We start from the raw sequence: 23,424 nt of genomic DNA, 5'->3' as shown, positions 1-23,424 counted from the left end.
GGCCCCGGAACCTTCCCGGTTCCGGGGCCTTCGTCATGCCGTACGGCGGGGACTCACGCCTTCGTGAGGTCCTCGACCTCCTCCTCGGGCTCGCGGCCCGGGGTCTTCAGGTCGAACTTGACGATCGCGAAGCGGAACGTCACGTAGTAGATCGCCGCGAACACCAGGCCGATCGGGATGATCAGCCAGGGCTTGGTGGCCAGGTTCAGGTTCAGCAGGAAGTCGATCGCGCCCGCCGAGAAGTTGAACCCGTCGTGCACGCCCAGCCCCCACGTGACCGCCATCGACGCCGCGGTGAGCAGCGCGTGGATGACGTACAGCAGCGGCGCGATGAACATGAACGAGAACTCGATCGGCTCGGTCACACCGGTGACGAACGAGGTCAGGGCGAGCGAGACCATCATGCCGAGGACGGCCTTGCGGCGCTCGGGACGGGCGGTGTGCGCCATGGCCAGGGCGGCGGCCGGCAGACCGAACATCATGATCGGGAAGAAGCCCGCCTGGAACATGCCCGCGGACGGGTCACCGTGCAGGAAGCGCGGGATGTCGCCCTGCCAGACCTGGCCCGCGGCGTCCGTGAAGTCACCGAGCTGGAACCAGGCGACGGTGTTCACGAACTGGTGCATGCCGACCGGGATCAGAGCGCGGTTGACGCCACCGAAGAGGGCGGAACCGCCCGCGCCGAGGCCGGTCATCCACTCGCCGAAGTCGGAGATGCCGTTGCCGATGGGCTCCCAGACCAGGCCGAAGAAGACACCGACGACGATGCCGACGAACGCCATGATGATCGGCACCAGGCGGCGGCCGTTGAAGAAGCCGAGCCAGTCCACCAGCTTGGTGCGGTGGAACCGCTGCCACAGCACGGCGGAGAGCAGACCCATGATGATGCCGCCGAGCACACCTGGGTTGTTGTACGTCGCGGCGACGTCCGCACCGTCCTGGACCACCGCCTCGGTGACCGGGAAGGCCTCCAGCACCTTGCTGTAGACGAGGAATCCGACCACCGCGGCCAGCGCCGTCGAGCCGTCCGCCTTCTTGGCGAAGCCGATGGCGACACCTATGCAGAACAGGATCGGCAGCGAGCCGGTGAGGGCACCGCCCGCGTTGTTGAAGACGGCGGCGACCTTGTCCCAGCCGAGACCGTCCTTGCCGAAGATGTCGTCCTGGCCGAGCCGGACCATGATGCCCGCCGCCGGCAGTACGGCGATCGGGAGCTGCAGGCTGCGGCCGACCTTCTGCAGGCCCTGGAAAAGGCCCTGTCCCCGCTTCTTTGCGGGGGCCGCCGTTGCGGTGGCGGTGCTCATACGTCCTCCATCGGGTGATGGTCTACACCACTCAGTGGTGTAGACCTGTTGTAGCACGATGAAGGCTGCGTAAGGAACCCGTGATTGCGCGACGGAGGCACTACGCCCCGTACCCGGTCAAGCCCCCGCGGGCGCCCGCGCGAGGGCGCGCCGAAGGCCCCCGGACCGAGGTCCGGGGGCCTTCGCGAGACCACACCCCAAGGGTACGTGAGCGCTACACCTTGGTGACGTCCTCCACCTCCTCCTCGGGCTCCCGCCCCGGAGTCCTCAGATCGAACTTCGTGATCGCGAACCGGAAGACGACGTAGTACACCACCGCGAAACACAGACCGATCGGAATGATCAGCCACGGCCGCGTCGCCAGATTCCAGTTGATCACGTAGTCGATCAGCCCCGCCGAGAAGCTGAACCCGTCGTGCACGCCCAGCCCCCACGTCACCGCCATCGACACGCCCGTCAGCACCGCGTGCATCCCGTACAACAGCGGCGCGACGAACAGGAACGAGTACTCCAGCGGCTCCGTGATCCCCGTCACGAACGACGTCAACGCCACCGACAGCATGAGACCGCCGACCTCCTTGCGCCGGTGCGGCTTCGCGCAGTGCGTGATCGCCAGCGCCGCGGCCGGCAGCGCGAACATCATGATCGGAAAGAAGCCGCTCGTGAACTGACCCGCGTCCGGATCACCCGCCAGGAACATGTTGATGTCCCCGTGCACCACCGTGCCGTCCGGCTTCGTGTACGAACCGAACTGGAACCACATCGGCACGTTCAGGAACTGATGCAGGCCGATCACCAGCAACGCCCGGTTCGCCAACCCGAACACACCCGCACCCCACGCGCCCAGCCCCGACAGCCAGTCACTGAAGGTCTCCAGCGCGTCCCCGATCGCCGGCCACACCCACAGGCACAGCACCGCGAAGGCGATCGACACGAACGCCATGATGATCGGCACCAGCCGCCGGCCGTTGAAGAAGCCCAGCCAGTCCACCAGCCTCGTCCGGTGGAAACGCTGCCAGAAGAACGCCGCCAGCAGACCGATGACGATGCCGCCGAAGACACCCGGATTCTGGTACGTGAAGGCCGTCACCGCCCCGGCCGAGGTCTGGCAGCCCACCCCCGCGACCGTCTTCGCCCCGCTCGGACAATCCTGAGGGAACTGCCGCAGCACGTTGTAGTAGACGAGGAACCCCGCCACCGCCGCCAGCGCCGTCGACCCGTCGGCCTTCTTCGCCATGCCGATGGCCACCCCGACGCAGAACAGCAGCGGCAGCCCCAGCGAACCGTCGAGCAGCGCCCCGCCCGCCCCCGCCATCACCTTGGAGACATCGGTCCAGCCCAGCCCCTCGTCCCCGAACAGGTCCGGCTGCCCCAGCCGGTTGAGAATGCCCGCGGCGGGCAGCACCGCGATGGGCAGCTGAAGACTGCGACCCATCTTCTGCAACCCCTGGAACCACGCGTTCCAGCGGGCGCGGGCGGGACTGACCGCGCTGTCGGCGCTCATCCGGGCTCCTTGTGGGGGAGGCGGTTTGGCGGCCGTCAGTCTGGTGGTGTAGACCAGCTGACAAACGGTTCCGCTGTCGTGACGCCATCATTCGGTACACACCGCATGACCGCTCGCGAAGATGGGCCAACTGTGGGTTACTGCGACAAAGCGGTTCGGATCAGGGAGAAAGAACATGGCCAGCAAGGCTGAGAAGATCGTCGCCGGCCTCGGCGGCATCGACAACATCGACGAGATCGAAGGCTGCATCACCCGCCTCCGCACCGAGGTCAACGACCCCGCCCTGGTCGACGAAGCCGCCCTCAAGGCCGCCGGCGCCCACGGCGTCGTCAAGATGGGCACCGCCATCCAGGTCGTCATCGGCACCGACGCCGACCCGATCGCCGCGGAAATCGAAGACATGATGTGAACCACCCGGTTCACCGGCAAGGGGCCTTCTCCACAGCGGGGGAAGGCCCCTTCCCCATGGGCCGCTAGGCTCACCCGCATGTCACGCATCGACGGCCGCACCCCCCAACAGCTCCGCCCCGTCACCATCGAACGCGGCTGGAGCAAGCACGCCGAAGGCTCCGTCCTCGTCTCCTTCGGCGACACCAAAGTCCTCTGCACCGCCTCCGTCACCGAAGGCGTCCCCCGCTGGCGCAAGGGCAGCGGCGAAGGCTGGGTCACCGCCGAATACGCCATGCTCCCCCGCGCCACCAACACCCGCGGCGACCGCGAATCCGTCAAGGGCCGCATCGGCGGCCGCACCCACGAGATCAGCCGCCTCATCGGCCGCTCCCTGCGCGCCGTCATCGACTACAAGGCGCTCGGCGAGAACACCATCGTCCTCGACTGCGACGTACTCCAGGCCGACGGCGGCACCCGCACCGCCGCCATCACGGGCGCCTACGTCGCGCTGGCCGACGCCGTCGCCTGGGCCCAGGGCAAGAAGCTCATCAGGCCCAGCCGCAAGCCCCTCACCGGCACCGTCTCCGCCGTCTCCGTCGGCATCGTCGACGGCACCCCGCTCCTCGACCTCCGCTACGAGGAAGACGTACGCGCCGACACCGACATGAACGTCGTCTGCACCGGCGACGGACGCTTCGTCGAGGTCCAGGGCACCGCCGAGGCCGAGCCCTTCGCCCGCGAGGAACTCAACACCCTCCTCGACCTCGCCACCGCCGGCTGCACCGAACTGGCCGACCTCCAGCGCAAGGCACTCGACACGGTCCTCGAAAGGTAAAGAGAACCCCAAAAGCGCATCAAGGAAGGGCGACGGAGTACGCAACTCCGCCGCCCATCAGCGCGTCACTAGGGGTAGGACAACCCGTCCTGCGTACGGCCCCACCCGCCGTACGCCCGACCCCGCACCACACCGCACACGGGCCGCCCGGCCCAGTCTCAAGGGAAGGACCGAGACCCATGGCCGCGCCCCGCCACCGCCGCCTCCGCCGCACCGCCGCCACCGCCGCCACCGTGGCGGCCGTCGCCCTCACGGCCGGCCTCACCACCGGCTGCGACGCCGTGGACAAGGCCCTCGACTGCGTCCGCACCGCCGACGCCATAGCCGACAGCGTCACCGCACTCCAGCAGGCCGTGGAGAACGCGTCCAACGACCCGACGCAACTCGAGGAATCCCTCAACTCCATAGACAAGAACCTCGACAAGATCGGCGACCAGACCGACAACACCGACGTCAACAAGGCGGTCGACGACCTCGGCAAGGCCGTCGACAACGTCCGCACCTCGGTCGAGAACGGCGACAAGACCCCCGACCTCAGCCCCGTCACCGACGCGGCGGGCGAACTGACGAAGGTCTGCACGCCGTAAGCCGGAGCAGGTGAGAGCGGTCCGGCGAGGGCCCGGGATACTGGACCCCATGACCCGCCTGATCCTCGCCACCCGCAACGCCGGAAAGATCACCGAACTGAGGGCCATCCTCGCCGACGCGGGCCTGCCCCACGACCTCGTCGGCGCGGACGCCTACCCCGAGATCCCCGACGTCAAGGAAACCGGCGTCACCTTCGCCGAGAACGCCCTCCTCAAGGCCCACGCCCTCGCCCGGGCCACCGGCCTCCCCGCCGTCGCCGACGACTCCGGCCTCTGCGTCGACGTCCTGAACGGCGCCCCCGGCATCTTCTCCGCCCGCTGGTCCGGCACCCACGGCGACGACCAGGCCAACCTGGACCTCCTCCTCGCCCAGATCGCCGACATCGCGGACGAACACCGCGGCGCCCACTTCGCCTGCGCGGCGGCACTGGCCCTGCCCGACGGCACGGAGCGCGTGGTCGAGGGCCAACTCAGGGGCACGCTGCGCCACGAGCCCGCCGGCACGGGCGGCTTCGGCTACGACCCGATCCTCCAGCCGGAGGGCGAGACCCGCACCTGCGCGGAACTGACGGCGGCCGAGAAGAACGCGATCAGCCACCGCGGCAAGGCGTTCCGGGCCCTGGTACCGGTGGTGCGGGAGCTGCTCGGCTGACTCGACGGAACGGCCCCGCATCAACGAATCGAAGGTGCGGGGCCTGTTCTCCCTGTGGGCCCGGTGGGACTCGAACCCACGACACACCGGACCTAAACCGGCGCCCTCTTGGCCAGCTGGGGTACGGGCCCTCAGCGGTGCCTACTCTACTGGGCGCCGGGTGAGGTTCGTCGGCCTCCTCCGCGGCAGGTGCCGGTGACGGTGTGGCGCCCGAACTGTACGGGCCCCGTGGGGATCGTCAGATCCCCAGGTCCTTGATGATCTTGGCGACGTGGCCCGTCGCGCGGACGTTGTACAGGGCGCGTTCGACCTTGCCCTCCTCGTCCACGACGATCGTGGAGCGGATGACGCCCATGTAGGTCTTGCCGTAGTTCTTCTTCTCGCCGAAGGCGCCGTACGCGTCGAGGACCTTCTTGTCCGGGTCGGCGAGGAGGGTGACCTCGAGGGACTCGGTGTCGCGGAACTTGGCGAGCTTCTCCGGCTTGTCCGGGGAGATGCCGATCACGTCGTACCCGGCGCCCGCCAGCAGCTCCAGGTTGTCCGTGAAGTCGCACGCCTGCTTCGTGCAGCCCGGGGTAAGGGCAGCGGGGTAGAAGTAGACGATGACCTTGCGGCCCTTGTGGTCGGCCAGGGACACCTCGTTGCCGTCGGCGTCCGGGAGGGTGAAGGCGGGGGCCGGGTCCCCCGGCTGCAGTCGCTCGCTCATCGATCCAGGGTAACGGGGGGTCCTGACAGTGCGGCGTGAGCCGGAGCTGACAGACTGTCCGGAACAGCGTCAGCAGACTTCGGAGGCCGTACGGTGGCGGACACGTCGGACATCAGAACCCCGGCGCAGATCGAGGCGGACATCAAGCGCCGCCGCGAGGTGCTGGCCGAAACGCTCGACGAGCTCGGGATGCGGGTGCACCCGAAGACGATCATGGACGATGCGAAGGCCAAGGTCGCCTCCAGCGTCGATCACACCCTCGGACGGGCGTACGTCGGTGTCAATCGTGTGGTCAGCGACGTGAAGTCGCGGTTCGTGGACGAGGAGGGCGCGCCGCGGCTGGAGCGGGTCGTGCCCGTCGCCCTCGTCGTCGTCGGCGTGGTGGGGCTGCTCGCTCTGGGCGGTACCCGGCGGCGCAGGCGTTGAGCGGGGCCAGGTAGGTTCGGGGCGTGAGCGCCAAGAGAAACCAGCACAGTTCCCCGGACGACAAGCTGCCCATCCGGATGCTGCACGACCGGGTACTCGTGCGGCAGGACACCAGTGAGGGCGAGCGGCGTTCCGGGGGCGGCATCCTGATCCCGGCCACGGCGGCGGTCGGCCGGCGGCTGGCCTGGGCCGAGGTCGTCGCGGTGGGGCAGAACGTGCGGACCGTGGAGCCGGGCGACCGGGTCCTGTACGACCCGGAGGACCGGGCGGAGGTCGAGGTGCGGGGCACGGCGTACGTGCTCATGCGCGAGCGGGATCTGCACGCGGTGGCCGCCGACCGGTTCGAGGGGTCGGAGGATTCGACCGGGCTGTATTTGTAGGCAGAGCAGCGGTAGAGCAGCGGTAGAGCAGCGCGGAGGGGCCGGTGACCAGGGTCACCGGCCCCTCCGCGCTGTCTTTGCTACCTTGGAGGCACCCGACGAGACGCGCCGTACCGGGTTGAGGAAAAGACGACGCACCACCGTTCAGTTCGCTCCACGGAGGTGCCTGTCATGGCGTGGGTTCTGCTTGTCGTCGCCGGTCTGCTCGAGGTCGGCTGGTCCATCGGGATGAAGTACACGGACGGTTTCACCCGTCTCGTGCCCAGTCTGTTCACCGGTGCCGGGATCGTGGCCAGCATGCTGCTGCTGTCGTACGCGGCCCGGACGCTGCCCATCGGTACCGCCTACGGCGTGTGGGTGGGGATCGGTGCGGCCGGTGCGGCGGTGCTCGGCATGGTGGTGCTGGGGGAGCCGGCGACCGCCGCCCGGATCTTCTTCGTCTGTCTGCTGCTGGTGGCCGTGGTGGGGCTGAAGGCGACCTCGGGTCACTGATCCCCGGGTCGTCGATCCCCGGGTCACTGATCCCCGTGCGGCGTCACTGGCCCGGGGGTGTGATGGGGAGGCCTGCGACCGTTCCGGTGTCCGTGTCGCCGCCGCCCGCTCCACTGGTGTCGCCGCCGCCTTCGGTGTCGCCCCCGTTCGACGAGCCGTCGTCGCCACCGCCACCGCCGTCGTTGCCGCCACCGTCGCCGCCGCCGGTGGGGCCCGGCCGGCTGGTGGCGCCGCCCGTGGTGGGGCCGCCGGTCGAGGGGTCGCCGGTGCCGGTGCCGGTGTCGCCGGTCGGGGTGCCGGCGCCGCCGTTCTGGTTCGGGGCCCCGGTGCCGGTCTCCTCGTCGCCGGTGGCCTCGTCGTCCGGGTCGCTGCTGCCGCTCGACTCGCCGGTGCCCGGTTCGTCGGAGGCGCTGCTGGAGGGGGCCTCGGTGACGTCGGCGCCGGCCTGGAGCTGGAGGTCGAAGTCGGTGACCGGCTCGCCCTTGAGGGCGTTGCGGGTGTACTGGCCCCAGATCTCCGCGGGTGCTCCGCCGCCGTTGATCCGGTCCAGGCCCATCGCGCCGTACAGCGGCTTGTGGGCGGCGGTGACCGGGTCCTGGCCCATGACCGCGACGACGGTGGCGAGTTCGGGGGTGTAGCCGGCGAACCAGGCGGCCGTGTCCTCCTCGGCGGTGCCGGTCTTGCCGGCCGCCGGGCGGCCCGCGGACTGGGCGGCGACGGCGGTGCCGTTCTCGACGACGCTGCGCAGGACGGAGGTGGTGGTGTCGGCGGCCTCGCGGCTGACGGCCTGCCGTTCCTGCCGCTCGGGCAGTTCCACTTCGTGTTTGCCGTCCTTCATGACCTTCTCGACCAGGGTGTACGTGCCGTGCCGGCCGTGGTTGGCGAGGGTCGCGTAGGCCTCGGCCATGTCGAGGGGGCTGGCGGTGGCGACGCCGAGGGCGATGGAGGGGGAGGGTGTCAGCTCGGGGGTGTTCTTGGAGAGCCCGAGGTCGATCGCGGTCTGCATGACCTTGTCGGAGCCGACGTCCACGGCCATCTGGGCGTACACGGCGTTGATGGACTTGTCGGTGGCCTCGCGGACGGTGACGTCGCCGTAGTCGCGGTGGTCCTCGTTCTCCGGGGCGTAGCGGCCGCCGCTCCAGCCCTGGACGGGGCGTTCGCTGGTGCCGTCGTAGCGGGTGTTCGGGTTGATCCTGCGGCCGTCCTGGGTCTGGGAGTGGTTCTCGACGGCGGCGGTGAAGACGAAGGGTTTGAAGGTGGAGCCGACCTGGAAGTCGCGGCGGGTGGCGTTGGGTGTGTACTGCTTGACGTAGTCGATGCCGTTGTACATGGCGACGACCTCGCCGGTCTTCGGGTCGACGGAGGCGCCGCCGGCGCGGACGTAGGTGTCGACCTTGCGGTCCTTGTCGAGCTGGGAGATCAGCTTGTCGTCGACGGCCTTGACGAAGGCGTCCTGCTTGTCCTTCTGGAGGGTGGTGGTGATCCGGTAGCCGCCGCGGCTGAGTTCCTCCTCGCTGACGATGTCGTTCTTGAACAGGTAGTCCTTGACGATGCCGACGACGTAGCCGCGCTGGCCGGACATGCCGGTGGAGACGGTGGTCCCCTTGGGCATGGGGAAGGTCAGGCCGGTGCGTTCGGACCGGCTGAGCCAGTTCTTCTTGACCATGCCGTCCAGGACGTAGTTCCAGCGGGACTCGACGGCGGGCCTGTTCTCGGGGTGGGCGACGACGTCGTACTCGCTGGGTGCGTTGAGCAGTGAGGCGAGGTAGGCGCCCTGGGCGGCGGTGAGGTCCTTGGCGTCGATGCCGTAGTAGGCCTGGGCGGCGGCCTGGATGCCGTAGGCGCCCCGTCCGAAGAAGCTGGTGTTGAGGTAGCCCTCGAGGATGTCGGACTTGCTCTTCTCCCGGTCGAGCTTGATCGAGATGAAGAACTCCTTCACCTTGCGGGTGACGGTCTGGTCCTGGGCGAGGTAGTAGTTCTTGACGTACTGCTGGGTGATCGTGGAGCCGGACTGCTTGCCCTTGCCGGTGGCGGTGTTCCAGCCGGCCCGGAGCATCGCCTGGGGGTCGACGGCGGACTCGGTGTAGAAGTCGCGGTCCTCGGCGGCCAGGACGGCGTGCTGGGCGTCCTTGGAGATGCGGGCGAGGTTGACGTTCTCGCGGTTGACCTCGCCGTCGCGGGCGAGGACGCTGCCGTCGGCGTACAGGTAGACGTTGCTCTGCTTGGTGGCGAGCGCGTTGGCGGACGGGATCTTCACCAGGGAGTAGCCGAGGAAGAAGCCGCCGACGATCAGCAGGAGGCCGACGATGACGGTGCTGAGCACCATGCGCCAGGTCGGGATCAGCCGGCGCCATCCGGTGCGCTTGGGCCTCTTCGGCTTCTTCGGCTTCTTCTCCGTCGCCGGTTCCGGCGCCCAGCTCGGCTGCTGCCGCTGCGGCTCGTCGCTCATCTCGTGCACGGACTCCTGTTTCGCGTCGTACGGTCTGGTCTCGTACGGCCTTGTACGCTTCTGCGCCCTCTGATGAAGACTCTCGCACCGGGCGTTCCGTTCCCGCTCGGCGGCACACCCGTGAAACCGGGTGCCATCCGTCCGGCGTCGTGCCCTGTGCCCTGTGCCCTGTGCCCTGTGTCCTGTGCCCTGTGCCCCGTGTCCCGTGCCGCGGATATTGCGTGGCGCGGCCCGTGGCCGTCGCCCTAGGCTCGTGCGCTTTGGTGCCGGCCGGTGGAGGAGGGCTGTGGGTGTGGGCTCGGGGCGGTTGTACGCGGCCGTTGCGGCCGGGGGATTCAGACGGTACGCGACGTATCGGGCGGCCACGGCGGCCGGGGTGTTCACCAACACGGTCTTCGGGTTGGTCCTGGTGTACACCTATCTGGCCCTGTGGGACGAGAAACCGCAGCTCGGGGGCTACGACCAGGCGCAGGCCGTCACCTTCGTGTGGCTGGGGCAGGCGTTGCTGGCCGCGCTGGCGATCGGGGGCGGCGGCATGGAGGACGAACTGATGGAACGCATCCGTTCGGGTGACATCGCCGTCGATCTGTACCGGCCGGTGGACCTCCAGCTGTGGTGGCTGGCGGCGGACGCGGGGCGGGCGCTGTTCCAGTTGCTGGGGCGTGGGGTGGTGCCGTTCGCGTTCGGGTCGCTGTTCTTCCCGGTGGCGCTGCCGCGGGAGGCGGGCACGTGGCTGGCGTTCCTGGTGGCGGTGCTGCTGGCGATGGTGGTGGGTTTCGCGCTGCGGTATCTGGTGGCGCTGTCGGCGTTCTGGCTGATGGACGGCGCGGGGGTGCAGCAGATGGCGTGGATCGCGGGGCTCTTCTGTTCGGGGATGCTGCTGCCGCTGAACGTCTTCCCGGGTGCGCTGGGCGAGGTGGTACGGGCGCTGCCGTGGTCGTCGCTGCTGCAGGCGCCGGCGGACGTGCTGCTGGGGGAGGCCGATGTGCTGGGCACGTTCGTCTTCCAGGCGGGGTGGGCGGTGGCGCTGCTGGCGGTGGGGCGGCTGGTGCAGTCGGCGGCGACGCGTCGCGTGGTGGTGCAGGGTGGCTGAGGCGGCTGAGGCGGCCGAGCGGGGGGTGCGGCGCGGCGGCCGGTTCGTCGAGGGGCTGCGCGCGTACGGGTTGATCGCGGGGATGTGGGTGCGGTCGACGATGGCGTACCGGACGTCCTTCGTGCTGACGACGTTCGGGAACTTCGCGATGACCGCGCTGGACTTCGTGGCGATCCTGCTGATGTTCTCCCGGGTCGACGCGCTGGGCGGCTACTCGCTGTCCGAGGTGGCGTTCCTGTACGGGCTCTCCGGGGTCTCCTTCGGGCTGGCCGACCTGGCGATCGGCTCGATGGAGCGGCTGGGCCGCCGGGTGCGGGACGGCACGCTGGACACGCTGCTGGTGCGTCCGGCGCCGGTGCTGGCGCAGGTGGCGGCGGACCGTTTCGGGCTGCGCCGGCTGGGCCGGGTGGTGCAGGGCCTGCTGGTGCTGGGCTACGCGCTGGTCGTCGTGGACATCGACTGGACGCCGGTGAAGCTGCTGCTGGTGCCGGTGATGCTGCTCAGCGGCGCGGGGATCTTCTGTGCGGTGTTCGTGGCGGCGGCGGCGTTCCAGTTCGTGGCGCAGGACGCGTCGGAGGTGTCGAACGCCTTCACCTACGGCGGTACGACGATGTTGCAGTATCCGCCGACGGTGTTCGCGCTGGAGATGGTGCGGGGGGTGACGTTCGTGGTGCCGCTGGCCTTCGTGAACTGGTTGCCGGCGAGTCATGTGCTGGGGCGGCCGTATCCGCTGGACCTGCCGCAGTGGGTGGCGTTCCTGCCGCCGCTGGTGGCCGTGGCCTGTCTCGGGGCGGCGGGGCTGGCGTGGCGGGCGGGGCTTCGTTCGTACCGGAGTACAGGCAGCTGATGGAGTCACTGGAGTCACGGCAGTCGAGGGAGTCGGCAGAGGTGGACACCGATCGTGGGGCGCCCGGGGCGGCCTTCATCGAGTTGGACGGCGTCGAGAAGGTCTTCGACGTGCGCAGGCGGACCGGGTTCCTGAGGAGGGAGCGGCGGCAGGTGCGGGCGGTGGACAGGCTGTCGTTCACCGTGGCGCGCGGTGAGATGGTCGGCTACATCGGTCCGAACGGTGCCGGGAAGTCGACGACGATCAAGATGCTCACGGGCATCCTGACGCCGAGCGGGGGCCGGCTGCGGGTGGCCGGCATCGATCCGTCCCGGGAGCGGGTCCGGCTGGCGCACCGCATCGGGGTGGTGTTCGGTCAGCGGACGACGCTGTGGTGGGACCTGCCGCTGATCGACTCCTACCGGCTGATGCACCGCATGTACCGCGTCCCGGACGCCCGTTACCGGGAGAACCTGGACCGCTGCGTGGAACTCCTCCAGTTGGGGGAGCTGCTGGACGTGCCGGTGCGGCAGCTGTCGCTGGGGCAGCGGATGCGCGGCGACATCGCGGCGGCGTTGCTGCACGATCCGGAGGTGCTGTACCTGGACGAGCCGACGATCGGCCTGGACGTGGTGTCGAAGGCCAAGGTGCGGGGCTTTCTGCGGGAGTTGAACGCGGAGCGCGGCACGACGGTGCTGCTGACCACGCACGATCTGCAGGACATCGAGCAGTTGTGTTCCCGGGTGATGGTCATCGACCACGGGCGGCTGATGTACGACGGTGCGCTGGCCGGGCTGCACGAGGCGGGGGAGAGCGAGCGCACGCTGGTGGTGGACCTGGAGCGGGAGTTGCCGCCGATCGAGGCGCCCGCGCCGGCGCGGGTGGTGCGGGTGGAGGGGCCGCGGCAGTGGCTGGCGTTTCCGGCGTCGGCGTCGGCGGCGGGGCTGGTGGCGCGGGTCGCGGCGGAGTATCCGCTGGTGGACCTGTCGGTGCGGGAGCCGGACATCGAGTCGGTGATCGCCAAGATGTATGCGGAACGCACCGGCGCGTAGTGTCCGGCGCCGGTCACCTCGTAGGCTGCTGTACATGACCGACGACGCCCCGGAGCTCCGCGCCTCCGACGCCGACCGTGAACGAGTCGCCGAGGTCCTGAGGGACGCCCTCGCGGAGGGGCGTCTGGACATGTCCGAGTTCGAGGAGCGGCTGGACGCCACGTACAGCGCGCGGACGTACGGGGAGCTGGCGCCGATCACCCGGGACCTGCCGGCCGGTACGGCGGACGCGGCGCCGCGGGTGTCGATGACGAAGGAGCCCGAGCGCGGCGGGGGCTGGGCGGGCCGGATCACCGGCGGCGAGGGTTCGTCGTCCTGGGCGGTCGCCGTGATGTCCGGCTTCCAGCGCAAGGGGCGCTGGACGGTGCCGAGGCGGTTCAACTCCTTCGCGTTCTGGGGCGGCGGGGAGATCGACCTGCGCGAGGCGAACTTCGCGGACGGCGAGGTCGTGATCAACTGCGTCGCCGTCATGGGCGGGATGAACGTGATCGTGCCGCCGGGTGTCGAGGTGGTCGTGCGCGGCCTCGGGATCATGGGCGGTTTCGACCACCGTGAGGAGGGTGTCCCCGGGGATCCGGGCGCCCCGCGCGTCGTCGTGACGGGCTTCGCCTTCTGGGGCGGGGTCGGCGTCGAGCGCAAGCTGACGCGGGCGGAGAGGCAGCGGCAGAAGGAGGAGCGCCGGCAGGAGAAGCTGGAGCGCAAGGCCGCGATGAGGGAGCTGCACTCCGATTTCCGCGAGGACGTGGAGGGCGCCCACCGCAGGATGCTGGACGGCCACCGGGACATGCTGCGCGAGCACCGCGACGAACGCCGCGAGCAGCGCGAACTGCGCCGCGAGGAGCGGGACCGCCGCAGGCGCGACGACGACTGACCGCACCGCGGGCGCGCGGGTCGCGGCTGGGCCGGTGCCGTGTGCGGGTCCGCCGGGTGCGGGACCGAGTGACGGTGGGCCGAGGTCGTTGAGCCGGCCTTCCGGGGTGCCGTGCCGTGGTGTGCGGTCGGTTCGGGTGGCGGCGGGGCCGGTGCCGTGTGCGGGCCGGCCGGGTGCGGGACCGAGTGACGGTGGGCCGACGTCGGTGAGCCGGCCACCCGGGGCGCCGTGTCGTGCCGTTCGGACGAGGCCGGGGCCCCGTGCCGGTCACAGTTGGACCCGGGCCGCGCCCTTCAGGTCGTCCAGGTCGAGGGTCCGGCCCATCCGTGCGTACCCCTTGTCGCTGGGGTGGAGGTGGTCGCCGCTGTCGTAGTGGGAGCGCAGTCGGCGCGGGTCGTAGGGGTCGCGCAGGGCCTTGTCGAAGTCGACGACCGCGTCGAACACGCGGCCCGAGCGGATCTCCTCGTTGATCTCCTGCCGCATCCTCTCGCGGGCCCGCGTGTAGCCGTCGTGGCCGCCGAACGGCGTGATCGTCGCGCCGACGACCTTCAGCCCGCGGGCGCGCGCCTGGTCGGCCATCGTGCGCAGCCCGGCGAGGACACCGTCCCGGTCGGCGAGTTCCGGGCTGTGCAGGACGTCGTTGACGCCGAGGGCGATGACGACGACCTTGACGTTGGTGCGGCCCAGCACGTCCCGGGGGAAGCGGCTGAGCGCGCTCGGGTTGTCGGCGGGCCGACCCGTCCTGCCGGTCAGGATCCGGTTGCCGCTGATGCCCTCGTTGACGACGCTGTAGCGGGGCGTGTCCCGCCCGTCCCGGGCCGCCCTGTGCAGTCGCTCGGCGAGGACGTCGGTCCAGCGGTGGTTGGCGTCGGTCTTGGCGCCGAGGCCGTCGGTGATCGAGTCCCCGATGGCGACGACGGTGCCGTCGGCCTCGTGGGTCAGCACGTCCAGCGCGGTCAGGTAGCGCCAGTACCGGGTCTCGGTGGTGTACGCGAGCGCGGTGACGTCCGCGACGTGGTCGCCGTCGGCGAGGTAGCTGGTCTGCCGTGCCTGCGGGTGGAAGGTGACGGGGCCGGACGGGACGGGGGAGTACGTGGTGACCAGGACGTCCGCGCCGTACGGGATGGCGATGCGGGCGATGTCGCTCATGACCTGTCCGCCCGCCGGGACGACGACCCGGACGCTGCCGCCGAAGGTGAGCCGGCGCATGGTGTCGGCGAGCGCGGCGGCGGTGCCGGTGCCGTCGGCCAGGGCGACGGAGGCGTGGGTGACGGTCAGCGGGGAGCGGCCGTAGAGGTTGGACAGGGTGATCCGGGCGCTGGTGCCGCCGACGCTGGTGTGCACGACGTTGCGTACCGAGCGGCCCGCCATGCCGGTCGCCGCGGTGCCCGGTTCGGCCGCGGCCGGTGCGGTGGCCCAGGCGCCGACCCAGGTGCCGGTGGAGGCGGGGGCGGCGTTGCTCCCCGGGAACCGGTCGCCGGCGAGCGGTGCGCGGTCCCTCGTGCCGTCGTCGGCGGCCGCGGCGGCGTATATGGCCGCGGAAATCGCCACGATCAAGGTGATGATCGCGGCGAGCAGGGCACGGTGCTTGGAGGGAGGCGCCCCCGCACCTCCGTCACGACCCCGGGTCATGTTGTGCTGTTCTCCTCGGGCGAAGGGAGCCCCGAGGCTCCGGTCCGACTCGTCCATGATGCGGCATGGGCCGGTGATGGGCCCAGGAGCCCGGGGCGTTCCCCTCCCTGGCAGTCCCCGGGAACTTGTGTTCCGTTCCAGGAGTCGGTCAGGAAGGGACAATGTGTGCGGGGCGGATCGGCGAACGGTGGAGTGGATGGAACGCACGAGAGCGGAACACCGGGACGGTTCCGGAGGTGTCGAGGTGCCGCGAGGTGCCGGAGGCGGCCCCGGAGCCGACGGGGCCGACGGGGCCACAGCGGCCACGGGTGCCTCGGGGACCCCGGCTGCCTCCGGCGCCGTACGCGACCGCGCGATGACGTCCTTCAGCCCGGCCGACGAGGTCAAACGCCGCGGCGTGCGCCGCATGAAGCTCACCGCGACCGGCCTGCTGCTGTTCGTCGCCGTGGTCTACGTCCTGGCCGAGTGGGCCTCCCACCGGGGCGCGGGCGCCTGGGCGGGCTATGTCTCGGCCGCCGCCGAGGCCGGCATGGTCGGCGCGCTCGCCGACTGGTTCGCGGTCACCGCCCTCTTCCGCCACCCCCTCGGCATCCCCATTCCGCACACCGCGATCATCCCCAAGAAGAAGGACCAGCTGGGCGTCTCGCTCGGCGAGTTCGTCGGGGAGAACTTCCTCTCCGAGGACGTCGTACGGCAGCGGCTGCGCGCCGTCGGCATCGGCAGCCGGCTCGGTGCCTGGCTCGCGGTCCCCGACCACGCCGACCGGGTGACGGCCGAGCTGTCCGCCGCCCTGCGCGGCGCCCTCACCGTGCTGCGCGACTCCGACGTGCAGGCGGTGGTGGGGGAGGCGATCACGCGCCGCGCCGGCGCGCAGGAGATCGCCCCCGGCATCGGCAAGATGCTGGAGCGGGTCGTCACCGACGGCGGCCACCGGCGCGCCGTCGACCTGATCGTCTCCCGCGCCCACGACTGGCTGATCCTGCACGGCGACTCCGTGATGGACGCCGTGCAGGGCGGGGCCCCCGGCTGGACGCCCCGGTTCGTGGACCGGAGGGTCGGCGAGCGCGTCTACAAGGAGCTGCTGCGCTTCGTCACCGAGATGCGCGACATGCCCGCCCACCCCGCCCGCGGCGCCCTCGACCGCTTCCTCACCGACTTCGCCTCCGACCTCCAGTCCGACACGGAGACCCGTGCGCGCGTGGAGCGGCTGAAGACGGAGGTGCTGGGCCGCGGCGAGGTCCAGGACCTGATCGCCTCCGCCTGGACGGCCGTACGATCCATGATCGTCTCTGCGGCGGAGGACGAGCGGAGCGAGCTGCGCCTGCGGGTGCGGGCCTCGCTGCTGTCGCTGGGTGCCCGGATGGCCTCCGACGACCGGCTCCAGAGCAAGGTCGACACCTGGGTCGAGGGCGCCGCGGTGTACGTCGTCACCACCTACCGCCGGGAGATCACGTCCCTGATCACCGACACGGTGGCGAGCTGGGACGCCGAGCACACCACGAGGAAGATCGAGGCGAACATCGGCCGCGACCTGCAGTTCATCCGGATCAACGGCACGGTGGTCGGCTCGCTGGCCGGGCTGCTGATCTACACGGTCTCCCGCATCCTGGGGGCGTAGCCTCCCGGCGCGGCGGGCGTGTCGCTCCCGGTCCAGGGCACACGGGAGGCGTTCGCTCGACGGAGAGGGAGCCATGACAGCAGAATCGTCGTCACCGGCCGCCGTGCCCGCCTCCACCGGAACCGTCACCACCGCGGTCCCGGCCCGCCTGGACCGGCTGCCCTGGTCACGGTGGCACTGGATGATCGTGATCGGCCTGGGCACCGTCTGGATCCTGGACGGCCTGGAGGTCACGATCGTCGGCAACGTCGCCGGACGCATCGCCGAGGACGGCAGCGGCCTGGACATCAGCTCCGCCCAGGTCACCGGTCTCGCCGCCGCCCTGTACGTGGCGGGCGCGTGCACCGGGGCGCTGTTCTTCGGCTGGCTGACCGACCGCCACGGCCGCAAGAAGCTGTTCATGGTGACGCTGGTGGTCTATCTGGCGGCGACCGCGCTGACCGCCCTGTCCTTCGAGTCCTGGTGGTTCTTCCTCTTCCGGTTCCTCACCGGCTTCGGCATCGGCGGCGAGTACGCGGCCATCAACTCCGCGATCGACGAGCTGATCCCGTCCCACTACCGGGGCCGGGTCGACCTGATCATCAACGGCAGCTACTGGCTCGGCGCGATCGGCGGCGCGCTGCTGTCCATCGTGATGCTGGACACCGACATCTTCCCCAAGGACCTCGGCTGGCGGCTCAGCTTCGGCCTCGGCGTGGTCCTGGGCCTGGTCATCCTTCTCGTCCGCCGGCACGTCCCGGAGAGCCCGCGCTGGCAGTTCATCCACGGCCAGGGCGAGAAGGCCGACCGGCTCGTGTCGTCCGTCGAACGGGAGATCGAGGAGGAGAAGGGTGAACGGCTGCCGCGGCCGGCCCGTGAGATCACCATCCACCAGCGCAAGAGCATCGGCTTCGGCCTGATCGCCAGGACCGTCTTCCGCCGCTACCCGCGCCGCGCGGTCCTCGGCCTGTCCCTCTTCATCGGCCAGGCCTTCCTCTACAACGCCATCACCTTCGGCTTCGGCACCATCCTCATCACCTTCTTCGACGTGCCGACCGGCTCCACCGGCTACTACTTCGCCGTCATCGCCGCCGGCAACTTCCTGGGCCCGCTGCTGCTCGGCAAGCTCTTCGACACGGTCGGCCGCCGGATCATGATCTCCGGTACGTATCTGCTGTCGGGTCTGCTGCTGTTCGGCACGGCCTACCTCTTCGACCGGGGATCGCTCACGGCCACGACGATGACCGCCTGCTGGTGCGTGGTGCTGTTCTTCGCGTCGGCGGGCGCCTCCAGCGCCTACCTGACCGTCTCCGAGGTCTTCCCCATGGAGACCCGCGCCATGGCCATCGCCTTCTTCTACGCCCTCGGCACCGCCGCCGGCGGTATCAGCGGCCCGCTGCTCTTCGCCGACCTGACCGAGTCCGGCGTGGTCGGCGACACGGTCATGGCCTTCCAGGTCGGCGCCGGGCTGATGTGCGCGGCCGGTCTGGTGGCGGCGTTCCTGGCGGTGAAGGCGGAACGCCGCTCCCTGGAGGACATCGCGGAGCCGCTGTCGACGGTGGAGGCGGGCACCCGGGGAACCACGGGATCCGGCGCGGCGACCGCGTAGCGTACGCACCCGTGCGCAAGCATGCGCACCGCACACACCCGCACACACCCGTACGCATCCGTACGCACCGGGATCGCGACCCCCGACCGGCAGAACGCGAGGAGCCGCCCGATGACCGTCCGCAGGACCGTCCCCAACATCCACGTCGAGGCCGAGGAACGGTGGAACACGAGTCGCGACTTCTACGGTCTGCTCGGCTTCGAGGAGGTCATGGACATGGGCTGGATGACGACGCTGGCCTCACCGTCCAACCCCACCGCACAGATCAGCCTCTTCACCGAGGAACGCACCGCGCCGGTCGTCCCCGACCTGAGCGTGGAGGTCGAGGACGTCGACGCGGTGTACGCGCAGGTGGTGGCGTCGGGCGCGGAGGTCGTACGGGAGCTGCGGGACGAGGAGTGGGGCGTACGGCGCTTCTTCGTACGGGACCCGAACGGGCGCGTCGTGAACGTGCTGACGCACCGGACCTGAGCCCCGGCGGCCGCGGCCCGTGCCCGCGGGCCCTCGCCGTCTCTCAGGCGCGCCGGTCGGCGACCGCCCACGAGGCCAGCGCCACGGCACCGGCGACACCGAGGACGGCGGGCCAGGCGCCCACCTTCTTGGCCAGCGGGTGGGACCCCGCGAAGCCGGCGACGTAGGCGGCCGTGAGCGCACCCGCGGCCTTCCCGCCGGCCCGCTGCCGCCACTGCTGCGCGGCAGCGGCCCCGGCGACGGCGAGTACGGCCCCGCCGAGCTGCCGCTTCTTCGTCCAGCGGGCCACGCCGTACCCGCCGACCAGACCGCCCGCGGCGACCACCGCGCTGGGAACCTTCGCCATGCCTGCCTCCTGCTGACTGACTGCCGCGCCGCTTCCGTCCCGCCGCGCCGCTTCCTGCGACCGAGGCTAATCCGCACCGGGCATGACGCACGCGCCGGGGTGAACGCCCGTGGGCCGACCGGCCGGACGGGCGGCCATGTCCGGGTACGAGAGGTAGGGATGCCATGACCACTTCCCTCTTCCGTGGCCTTCACATCACCCTCGCGCGCTAGGTTGTAGCCGTGTGACGCCCACGGGCGACGACTGACGACCACCACCGACCAACGATGGATGGCCACACCATGGATGCTCGACTCAACATCTTCGGCAACCCCCTCGCAGGCCGGCTCATCCGGCACATCAACTCGGCGGGCAAGGTCCTGGCGGACTCGTCGCTGCCCGCCACGACGCAGGAACTGGTGAAGATCCGCGCCAGCCAGATCAACGGATGCGGTCTCTGCCTCGACATGCACACCAAGGACGCCGCGAAGGCGGGGGAGACCGCGCTGCGCCTTAACCTGGTCGCGGTGTGGCGGGAGGCCACGGTCTTCACCGACGCCGAGCGCGCCGCCCTGGAACTGACCGAGCAGGGCACCCGCATCGCCGACGCCGCCGGAGGCGTCACCGACGAGGCCTGGGCGGAGGCGGCGAAGTACTACGACGAGGAGCAACTCGTCGCCCTGGTGGGCCTGATCGCCGTGATCAACACGTACAACCGCCTGAACGTCATCACCCGGCAGGCGGGCGGCGACTACGAGCCGGGGATGTTCGGCTGACGCCCCGTTCTCCGACGTTGCCGGACGGCGACGGGGACGGCGACGTCGCGCGCGAGTACGGCATCGGCATGCCGGTGGCAGCCGGGCCGGTCGGCCTCTCCGTACGGCGCGGCTTCCTCCTTCGCGCCCGGTCCTCCGGTCCAGCCCGTTGTCCGGGTCCGCCCCACGGAAGAACGTTCTCGCAGTGCCGGGCTGACACGCAGCACAGCAGCGGACGGCCGTCCGCCCGCGCGAGCCTCGCGCAGGCGGACGGCCCCGCCGTTTCAGCGGTAGTGCCTCCCGGTCACGCGGAGGCCAGCTGGTCCGTGATCTCCTTGATCCAGTCGGCCTTGCCCGCCGGGTCCCTGAGGCTCGCCTCCCACTCCTCCGGGTCTATGTTGTGCTTCGCGGGGTTGGCCTTGATCGCGATCAGCAGGTTCATGGCGGAGCGGCGCAGCTCGGGATCCGTGTGGGGGCTCGCGGCCATGTTGTAGATCTTGTGCGCCGCCAACTGGCGCTTGTGCCTCGACACCTTCTTCCAGACGGTCATGGCGTGCTTCAGCGACTCCCAGGTGGGCTTGGCCACCGGGGGCGATTCCTCGCCGTCCGGCGTGAAGCGTTCGGGGTGGTGGGCCTCTTGGAAACGCTTGTAGGCCGCCCGGCCTCCCTTGTAGCCGGCGACGGTGACGACGAGGCCCGCCCCTACCGCGGCGATGATCCAACCGGCCGGGTTGCTCGCCAGGGTTCCCGCGGCGACCGCGGTCGCCGTCACGATGCCGGCCGCGCCCTTGAGGCCCTCGCCCACGACGCCGCCCGTCATCTCCTTGCCGATCTTGGAGCGCTGCTTCTTCTTCGCGAACTTCTGCGTTTCGACCAGGGTGTCCACGTCCCGCAGGGCGGTGAAGTAGGCGAGCTTGGCCTCGACCTCGAGCTGCGCCACCGCCTCGTAGCGCTCCACTGCCTCCGCGATCGCAGCCGTCCGCTCCTCCTCCGGGCGGCTTCCGTCGGCCGCCGCCCTCGATATCGCCGTATACGCGGCGGCGGCGTTCTGCATCGAGGTGTTCGCTCGGTCGCGGAGAGTGTCCAGCAGTTCGGCGTGGGCGACGCCGGCATCTCCGAGCTTCCTCAGCTTCCGGTACTTGCTGGACGCTCTCCCGACCTTGCCCATGGCGCGGATGCTCTTCGCCAGACCGGCGACGGCGCTGAGGATGCCGCTCGCTTCGGCGGCGGTCGCGGTGTTCGCCACTCCCTGGATCTTGACCGCGTCCTTGGCGATGGCGCCGCCGTTGGCACCCGTACTGAGGACACTGACGCCCGCGTCGGTCGCCTTGGCCTTGGCCTTCTTCCGCGCGTTGTGGTGCCCGGCTCCGGCCGTCTTCCTCAGGGACACCTTCAGGTTCCTGAGCGAATCCGCGATGCTGGCCCCGAGGGCGAGGAGCTCGGTGAGGGCGCTCATCGATGCGCCGGAGACCCCCGAGGCAGCGGCGTCGTGCTTCAGGGCGGAGGCGTCCGGAGCGCCGGAGGCCTCCCCGGCGGTGGCCTGCTGGCCGAGACCGGCGGAGGTGGGGGCCATGGTGCCCTTGCTCGGAGCGTCGACGAGGTCGCCGGTCCGCTTCAACGCATCCGCGTTCTCGGCCACCTCTTTGAGGCGGTCGCTCTTCTTCCCCGTCGCGTCGGTTTCCGCCTTGCGTTCCTGTGGGGTGTCGGTTTCCGAGGCGGGGGCGGGGGTGGTCTCGGGCTCTTCGACGGCGACTTCCGCGGCCGCGCGTTCCTCGGAGACGCGTACTGTTTCGGCGGCGACCTGTTCGGTGTCGGCACGTGCTTCTTCTGCGACGTGTGCGTCGGTGTCGGCGCGCTCCGCGGAGATGCGTGCCTCTTCGGCGGCGCGTTCTGCCGCGACACGTGCGTTTTCCTCTGCGAGGCGCTCGGCGGCGGCGCGTGCCTCTTCCGCGATGCGTGCTTCTTCCGCCGCGCGTTCGGCGGCGGCGCGTGCTTCTTCCGCGGCGCGTGCTTGGGCGACGGCGCGTTCGGTGGCGGTGCGTGCCGCTTCGACGGCGGCGCGTTTCATGGTGGTGCGTGCCGCTGCTTCCGCGGTGCGTTCCGCGGCGGTGCGTGCCGCTTCGACGGCGGCGCGTTTCATGGCGGCGCGTGCCGCTTCTTCCGCGGCGCGGTCGGCGGCGGCGCGTGCTGCGCTCCTGGACGCTTCGATGTGGTCCCCGAAGCGGGGGTCGGCTTCCATGTCCTGGAGGCCGGATTCCGAGCCGCGGCGGGTACGGCCGGCCGGGGCGGGTCGGGCGCCGGGGGCTGAGCCGCTTCGGGTGCGGCCGGTCGGGGGGAAGCGGGTTTCCGCGGCGTTCTCGGGTGTCGCGTCGCGTTCCGGGGTGCTGGTGGTGGGCCGGATTTCGGAGTCCGGGTCGCGTGGGGCGCGGTCGGCCAGGGCGCCGGGTGCTGAGCCGCTCCGCTCGCGGCTGGCCGCGGTGCGTCGGGCGCCGGGGTCCGAGTCGGTGCGGCGGGTGTCGGTTGCCGGGGACCGTTCCAGGGTCCTGCCTCTGGCGCGCTGCACCGAGGCGGTCGCCGCCTGGTTGCCGGCGGTGGCCTGGAGTCCGAGGAGGGCCTGCTGCGCCGAGGTCCTGGACCCGGACGAACCCCCGGCCCGCCGTTCCTCCCGACGCTCCCGGGCCGATGTCAGGGCGGCTACGGAAGGCCGTTCGGAGGTGCGGTGGACAGGGGTGCTCATGGACGTACCTCTCCTGCTGCCGGACCGGGCGAGGTGAAGGTAACGAGGCACGCTCAATAGAAGAGGTGTGGCAGGGAAACGTTTGGCGGACACTGTGGAACGCGTCGGGGTGGAGGCGCCCTGTGGCCCAGGCCATGACCGCAGACTGCGCCGCAACACCGTCCTCCGTACGACAGGCCGCCGAGGTTCCTCGGCAGAAACCGTCCCGAGGAACCTCCACCGAACAAGGTCCGTGACAGCCCGCCACGGGGATGACCGCCGCGATGCTCCCGTTCGCGGTGAAGGTACCGGCTCGCACGAGCCACGGCCCTGCCACCGGGGCCCCGATTCGTACGCCCGCCGCCCCGGCCGACAAGGGCGCGCAGGAAGCCGGCCGTTCCGGCAAGGGTGCGCAGGAGGCACATCCCTCCGGCAACGGGGCGCCGGCCCGTCCCGGACGGATGCCGGAGCTGGGGGCTTGCCAGCCTTCCTGGCCTTTTCACCGACACAAGCTCAGGTTCCGCCGCTATGACTGTCCCCGCCCCCCACCCCCTTTTCACACCTACGGGACGCTGCAGTCGCGCGAGGTCCAGCTCGCACGCTTCGGCGGGGGAATGGGATGAGGTGTCGGCGGTCTCTGAACCTGGACCCCTTTGGGGTCGGTGACTTTTGACCCCGCATGTGCAGTTGTTCACCCGGTTGCCGCGCTTGGTGTGCGGCCGATGTCGCGGTTCTTGAGCCGGTAGGAGTCT

General features: G+C 70.6%; 22 protein-coding genes, 1 tRNA gene and 1 riboswitch. Of the genes, 15 read left to right on the top strand and 8 right to left on the bottom strand.

Annotated elements, in window-relative coordinates:
• Window positions 1–53: 53 nt before the first annotated feature.
• Window positions 54–1,304: a PTS transporter subunit EIIC gene (locus tag RM812_RS22750; protein WP_311575087.1), complete on the bottom strand. Its 1,251-nt coding sequence runs from the start codon at window positions 1,302–1,304 to the stop codon at window positions 54–56.
• Window positions 1,305–1,518: 214 nt separating this feature from the next.
• Complete coding sequence (locus RM812_RS22745; RefSeq protein ID WP_311575086.1) at window positions 1,519–2,808, bottom strand: PTS transporter subunit EIIC; 1,290 nt, start codon at window positions 2,806–2,808, stop codon at window positions 1,519–1,521.
• Between the two features lie 175 nt (window positions 2,809–2,983).
• Between RM812_RS22745 and RM812_RS22740 the strand changes: the two genes are divergently transcribed.
• From RM812_RS22740 to rdgB, 4 genes are all read left to right on the top strand, one after another.
• The gene (locus tag RM812_RS22740; RefSeq protein ID WP_077801219.1) at window positions 2,984–3,217 is read left to right on the top strand and encodes a glucose PTS transporter subunit EIIB; all 234 of its coding nucleotides are present in this window, start codon (window positions 2,984–2,986) and stop codon (window positions 3,215–3,217) included.
• Window positions 3,218–3,295: 78 nt separating this feature from the next.
• On the top strand, window positions 3,296–4,033 hold the full coding sequence (rph, locus tag RM812_RS22735) for a ribonuclease PH (protein WP_311575085.1): 738 nt from the start codon (window positions 3,296–3,298) through the stop codon (window positions 4,031–4,033).
• 179 nt (window positions 4,034–4,212) lie between these two features.
• Complete coding sequence (locus RM812_RS22730) at window positions 4,213–4,620, top strand: hypothetical protein (protein ID WP_311575084.1); 408 nt, start codon at window positions 4,213–4,215, stop codon at window positions 4,618–4,620.
• 49 nt (window positions 4,621–4,669) lie between these two features.
• Entirely contained in the window at window positions 4,670–5,272 is a 603-nt protein-coding gene (gene rdgB / locus RM812_RS22725; protein ID WP_311575083.1) for an RdgB/HAM1 family non-canonical purine NTP pyrophosphatase, read from the top strand.
• Between the two features lie 55 nt (window positions 5,273–5,327).
• Here the strand turns inward: rdgB and RM812_RS22720 are convergent.
• Window positions 5,328–5,403 (bottom strand) — tRNA-Leu (locus tag RM812_RS22720).
• A 107-nt stretch (window positions 5,404–5,510) separates the two neighbouring features.
• A complete protein-coding gene (gene bcp / locus RM812_RS22715; RefSeq protein WP_311575082.1) occupies window positions 5,511–5,978 on the bottom strand; it encodes a thioredoxin-dependent thiol peroxidase in 468 nt (155 codons plus the stop codon).
• A gap of 93 nt (window positions 5,979–6,071) precedes the next feature.
• Here bcp and RM812_RS22710 point away from each other — a divergent pair, with 93 nt between their 5' ends.
• The 3 genes from RM812_RS22710 to RM812_RS22700 all read left to right on the top strand — a co-directional run bounded on the left by RM812_RS22710 (window position 6,072) and on the right by RM812_RS22700 (window position 7,276).
• Window positions 6,072–6,404 (top strand): DUF3618 domain-containing protein, encoded by a 333-nt coding sequence (locus RM812_RS22710; protein WP_311575081.1) that lies wholly within the window; start codon window positions 6,072–6,074, stop codon window positions 6,402–6,404.
• 23 nt (window positions 6,405–6,427) lie between these two features.
• Complete coding sequence (locus RM812_RS22705) at window positions 6,428–6,784, top strand: GroES family chaperonin (RefSeq protein WP_217144067.1); 357 nt, start codon at window positions 6,428–6,430, stop codon at window positions 6,782–6,784.
• Between the two features lie 74 nt (window positions 6,785–6,858).
• Window positions 6,859–6,923, top strand: a riboswitch (guanidine-III (ykkC-III) riboswitch).
• Window positions 6,924–6,955: 32 nt separating this feature from the next.
• Complete coding sequence (locus RM812_RS22700) at window positions 6,956–7,276, top strand: DMT family transporter (RefSeq protein WP_311575080.1); 321 nt, start codon at window positions 6,956–6,958, stop codon at window positions 7,274–7,276.
• Between the two features lie 43 nt (window positions 7,277–7,319).
• On the opposite strand, the gene RM812_RS22695 is transcribed toward RM812_RS22700, so the two are convergent.
• Complete coding sequence (locus RM812_RS22695) at window positions 7,320–9,725, bottom strand: transglycosylase domain-containing protein (protein ID WP_311575079.1); 2,406 nt, start codon at window positions 9,723–9,725, stop codon at window positions 7,320–7,322.
• Window positions 9,726–10,011: 286 nt separating this feature from the next.
• Here RM812_RS22695 and RM812_RS22690 point away from each other — a divergent pair, with 286 nt between their 5' ends.
• Genes RM812_RS22690 through RM812_RS22675 form a run of 4 tightly spaced genes read left to right on the top strand, consistent with a single transcriptional unit; the run spans window position 10,012 to window position 13,567 of the window.
• Window positions 10,012–10,818, top strand: coding sequence for an ABC transporter permease (locus RM812_RS22690; RefSeq protein ID WP_311575078.1), 807 nt, complete (start codon window positions 10,012–10,014; stop codon window positions 10,816–10,818).
• The gene (locus RM812_RS22685; protein WP_311575077.1) at window positions 10,811–11,665 is read left to right on the top strand and encodes an ABC transporter permease; all 855 of its coding nucleotides are present in this window, start codon (window positions 10,811–10,813) and stop codon (window positions 11,663–11,665) included. Before RM812_RS22690 ends, RM812_RS22685 begins: the two co-directional genes overlap by 8 nt.
• On the top strand, window positions 11,665–12,696 hold the full coding sequence (locus RM812_RS22680) for an ABC transporter ATP-binding protein (RefSeq protein ID WP_311575076.1): 1,032 nt from the start codon (window positions 11,665–11,667) through the stop codon (window positions 12,694–12,696). Before RM812_RS22685 ends, RM812_RS22680 begins: the two co-directional genes overlap by 1 nt.
• A gap of 34 nt (window positions 12,697–12,730) precedes the next feature.
• Complete coding sequence (locus RM812_RS22675; protein ID WP_311575075.1) at window positions 12,731–13,567, top strand: DUF1707 SHOCT-like domain-containing protein; 837 nt, start codon at window positions 12,731–12,733, stop codon at window positions 13,565–13,567.
• A 267-nt stretch (window positions 13,568–13,834) separates the two neighbouring features.
• On the opposite strand, the gene RM812_RS22670 is transcribed toward RM812_RS22675, so the two are convergent.
• Window positions 13,835–15,199: an SGNH/GDSL hydrolase family protein gene (locus tag RM812_RS22670; RefSeq protein WP_311575074.1), complete on the bottom strand. Its 1,365-nt coding sequence runs from the start codon at window positions 15,197–15,199 to the stop codon at window positions 13,835–13,837.
• Between the two features lie 196 nt (window positions 15,200–15,395).
• Here RM812_RS22670 and RM812_RS22665 point away from each other — a divergent pair, with 196 nt between their 5' ends.
• The 3 genes from RM812_RS22665 (at window position 15,396) to RM812_RS22655 (ending at window position 18,876) form a co-directional block, all read left to right on the top strand.
• Window positions 15,396–16,817 (top strand): DUF445 domain-containing protein, encoded by a 1,422-nt coding sequence (locus tag RM812_RS22665; RefSeq protein ID WP_394816504.1) that lies wholly within the window; start codon window positions 15,396–15,398, stop codon window positions 16,815–16,817.
• Window positions 16,818–16,890: 73 nt separating this feature from the next.
• Window positions 16,891–18,405, top strand: coding sequence for an MFS transporter (locus RM812_RS22660; RefSeq protein ID WP_311575073.1), 1,515 nt, complete (start codon window positions 16,891–16,893; stop codon window positions 18,403–18,405).
• A 111-nt stretch (window positions 18,406–18,516) separates the two neighbouring features.
• Entirely contained in the window at window positions 18,517–18,876 is a 360-nt protein-coding gene (locus RM812_RS22655; protein WP_311575072.1) for a VOC family protein, read from the top strand.
• A gap of 43 nt (window positions 18,877–18,919) precedes the next feature.
• Here the strand turns inward: RM812_RS22655 and RM812_RS22650 are convergent, their stop codons facing one another.
• Window positions 18,920–19,222 (bottom strand): hypothetical protein, encoded by a 303-nt coding sequence (locus RM812_RS22650; RefSeq protein WP_311575071.1) that lies wholly within the window; start codon window positions 19,220–19,222, stop codon window positions 18,920–18,922.
• Window positions 19,223–19,503: 281 nt separating this feature from the next.
• On the opposite strand from RM812_RS22650, the gene RM812_RS22645 reads away from it, so the two are divergent.
• Window positions 19,504–19,977 carry a carboxymuconolactone decarboxylase family protein gene (locus RM812_RS22645; protein ID WP_311575070.1) on the top strand — a complete coding sequence of 158 codons (474 nt, stop codon included), beginning with the start codon at window positions 19,504–19,506 and terminating at the stop codon, window positions 19,975–19,977.
• Between the two features lie 283 nt (window positions 19,978–20,260).
• Here RM812_RS22645 and RM812_RS22640 read toward each other — a convergent pair whose 3' ends face one another.
• Window positions 20,261–22,693, bottom strand: a complete 2,433-nt coding sequence (locus RM812_RS22640; protein WP_311575069.1) for a hypothetical protein — start codon at window positions 22,691–22,693, stop codon at window positions 20,261–20,263.
• Between the last annotated feature and the right edge of the window lie 731 nt (window positions 22,694–23,424).

Origin of the sequence: Streptomyces lancefieldiae, assembly GCF_031845825.1 — a bacterium.
Taxonomy (GTDB): Bacteria; Actinomycetota; Actinomycetes; order Streptomycetales; family Streptomycetaceae; genus Streptomyces; species Streptomyces lancefieldiae.
Note: the sequence above shows the minus strand (reverse complement) of the source record. Positions and strands in the feature narration are given on the sequence as shown.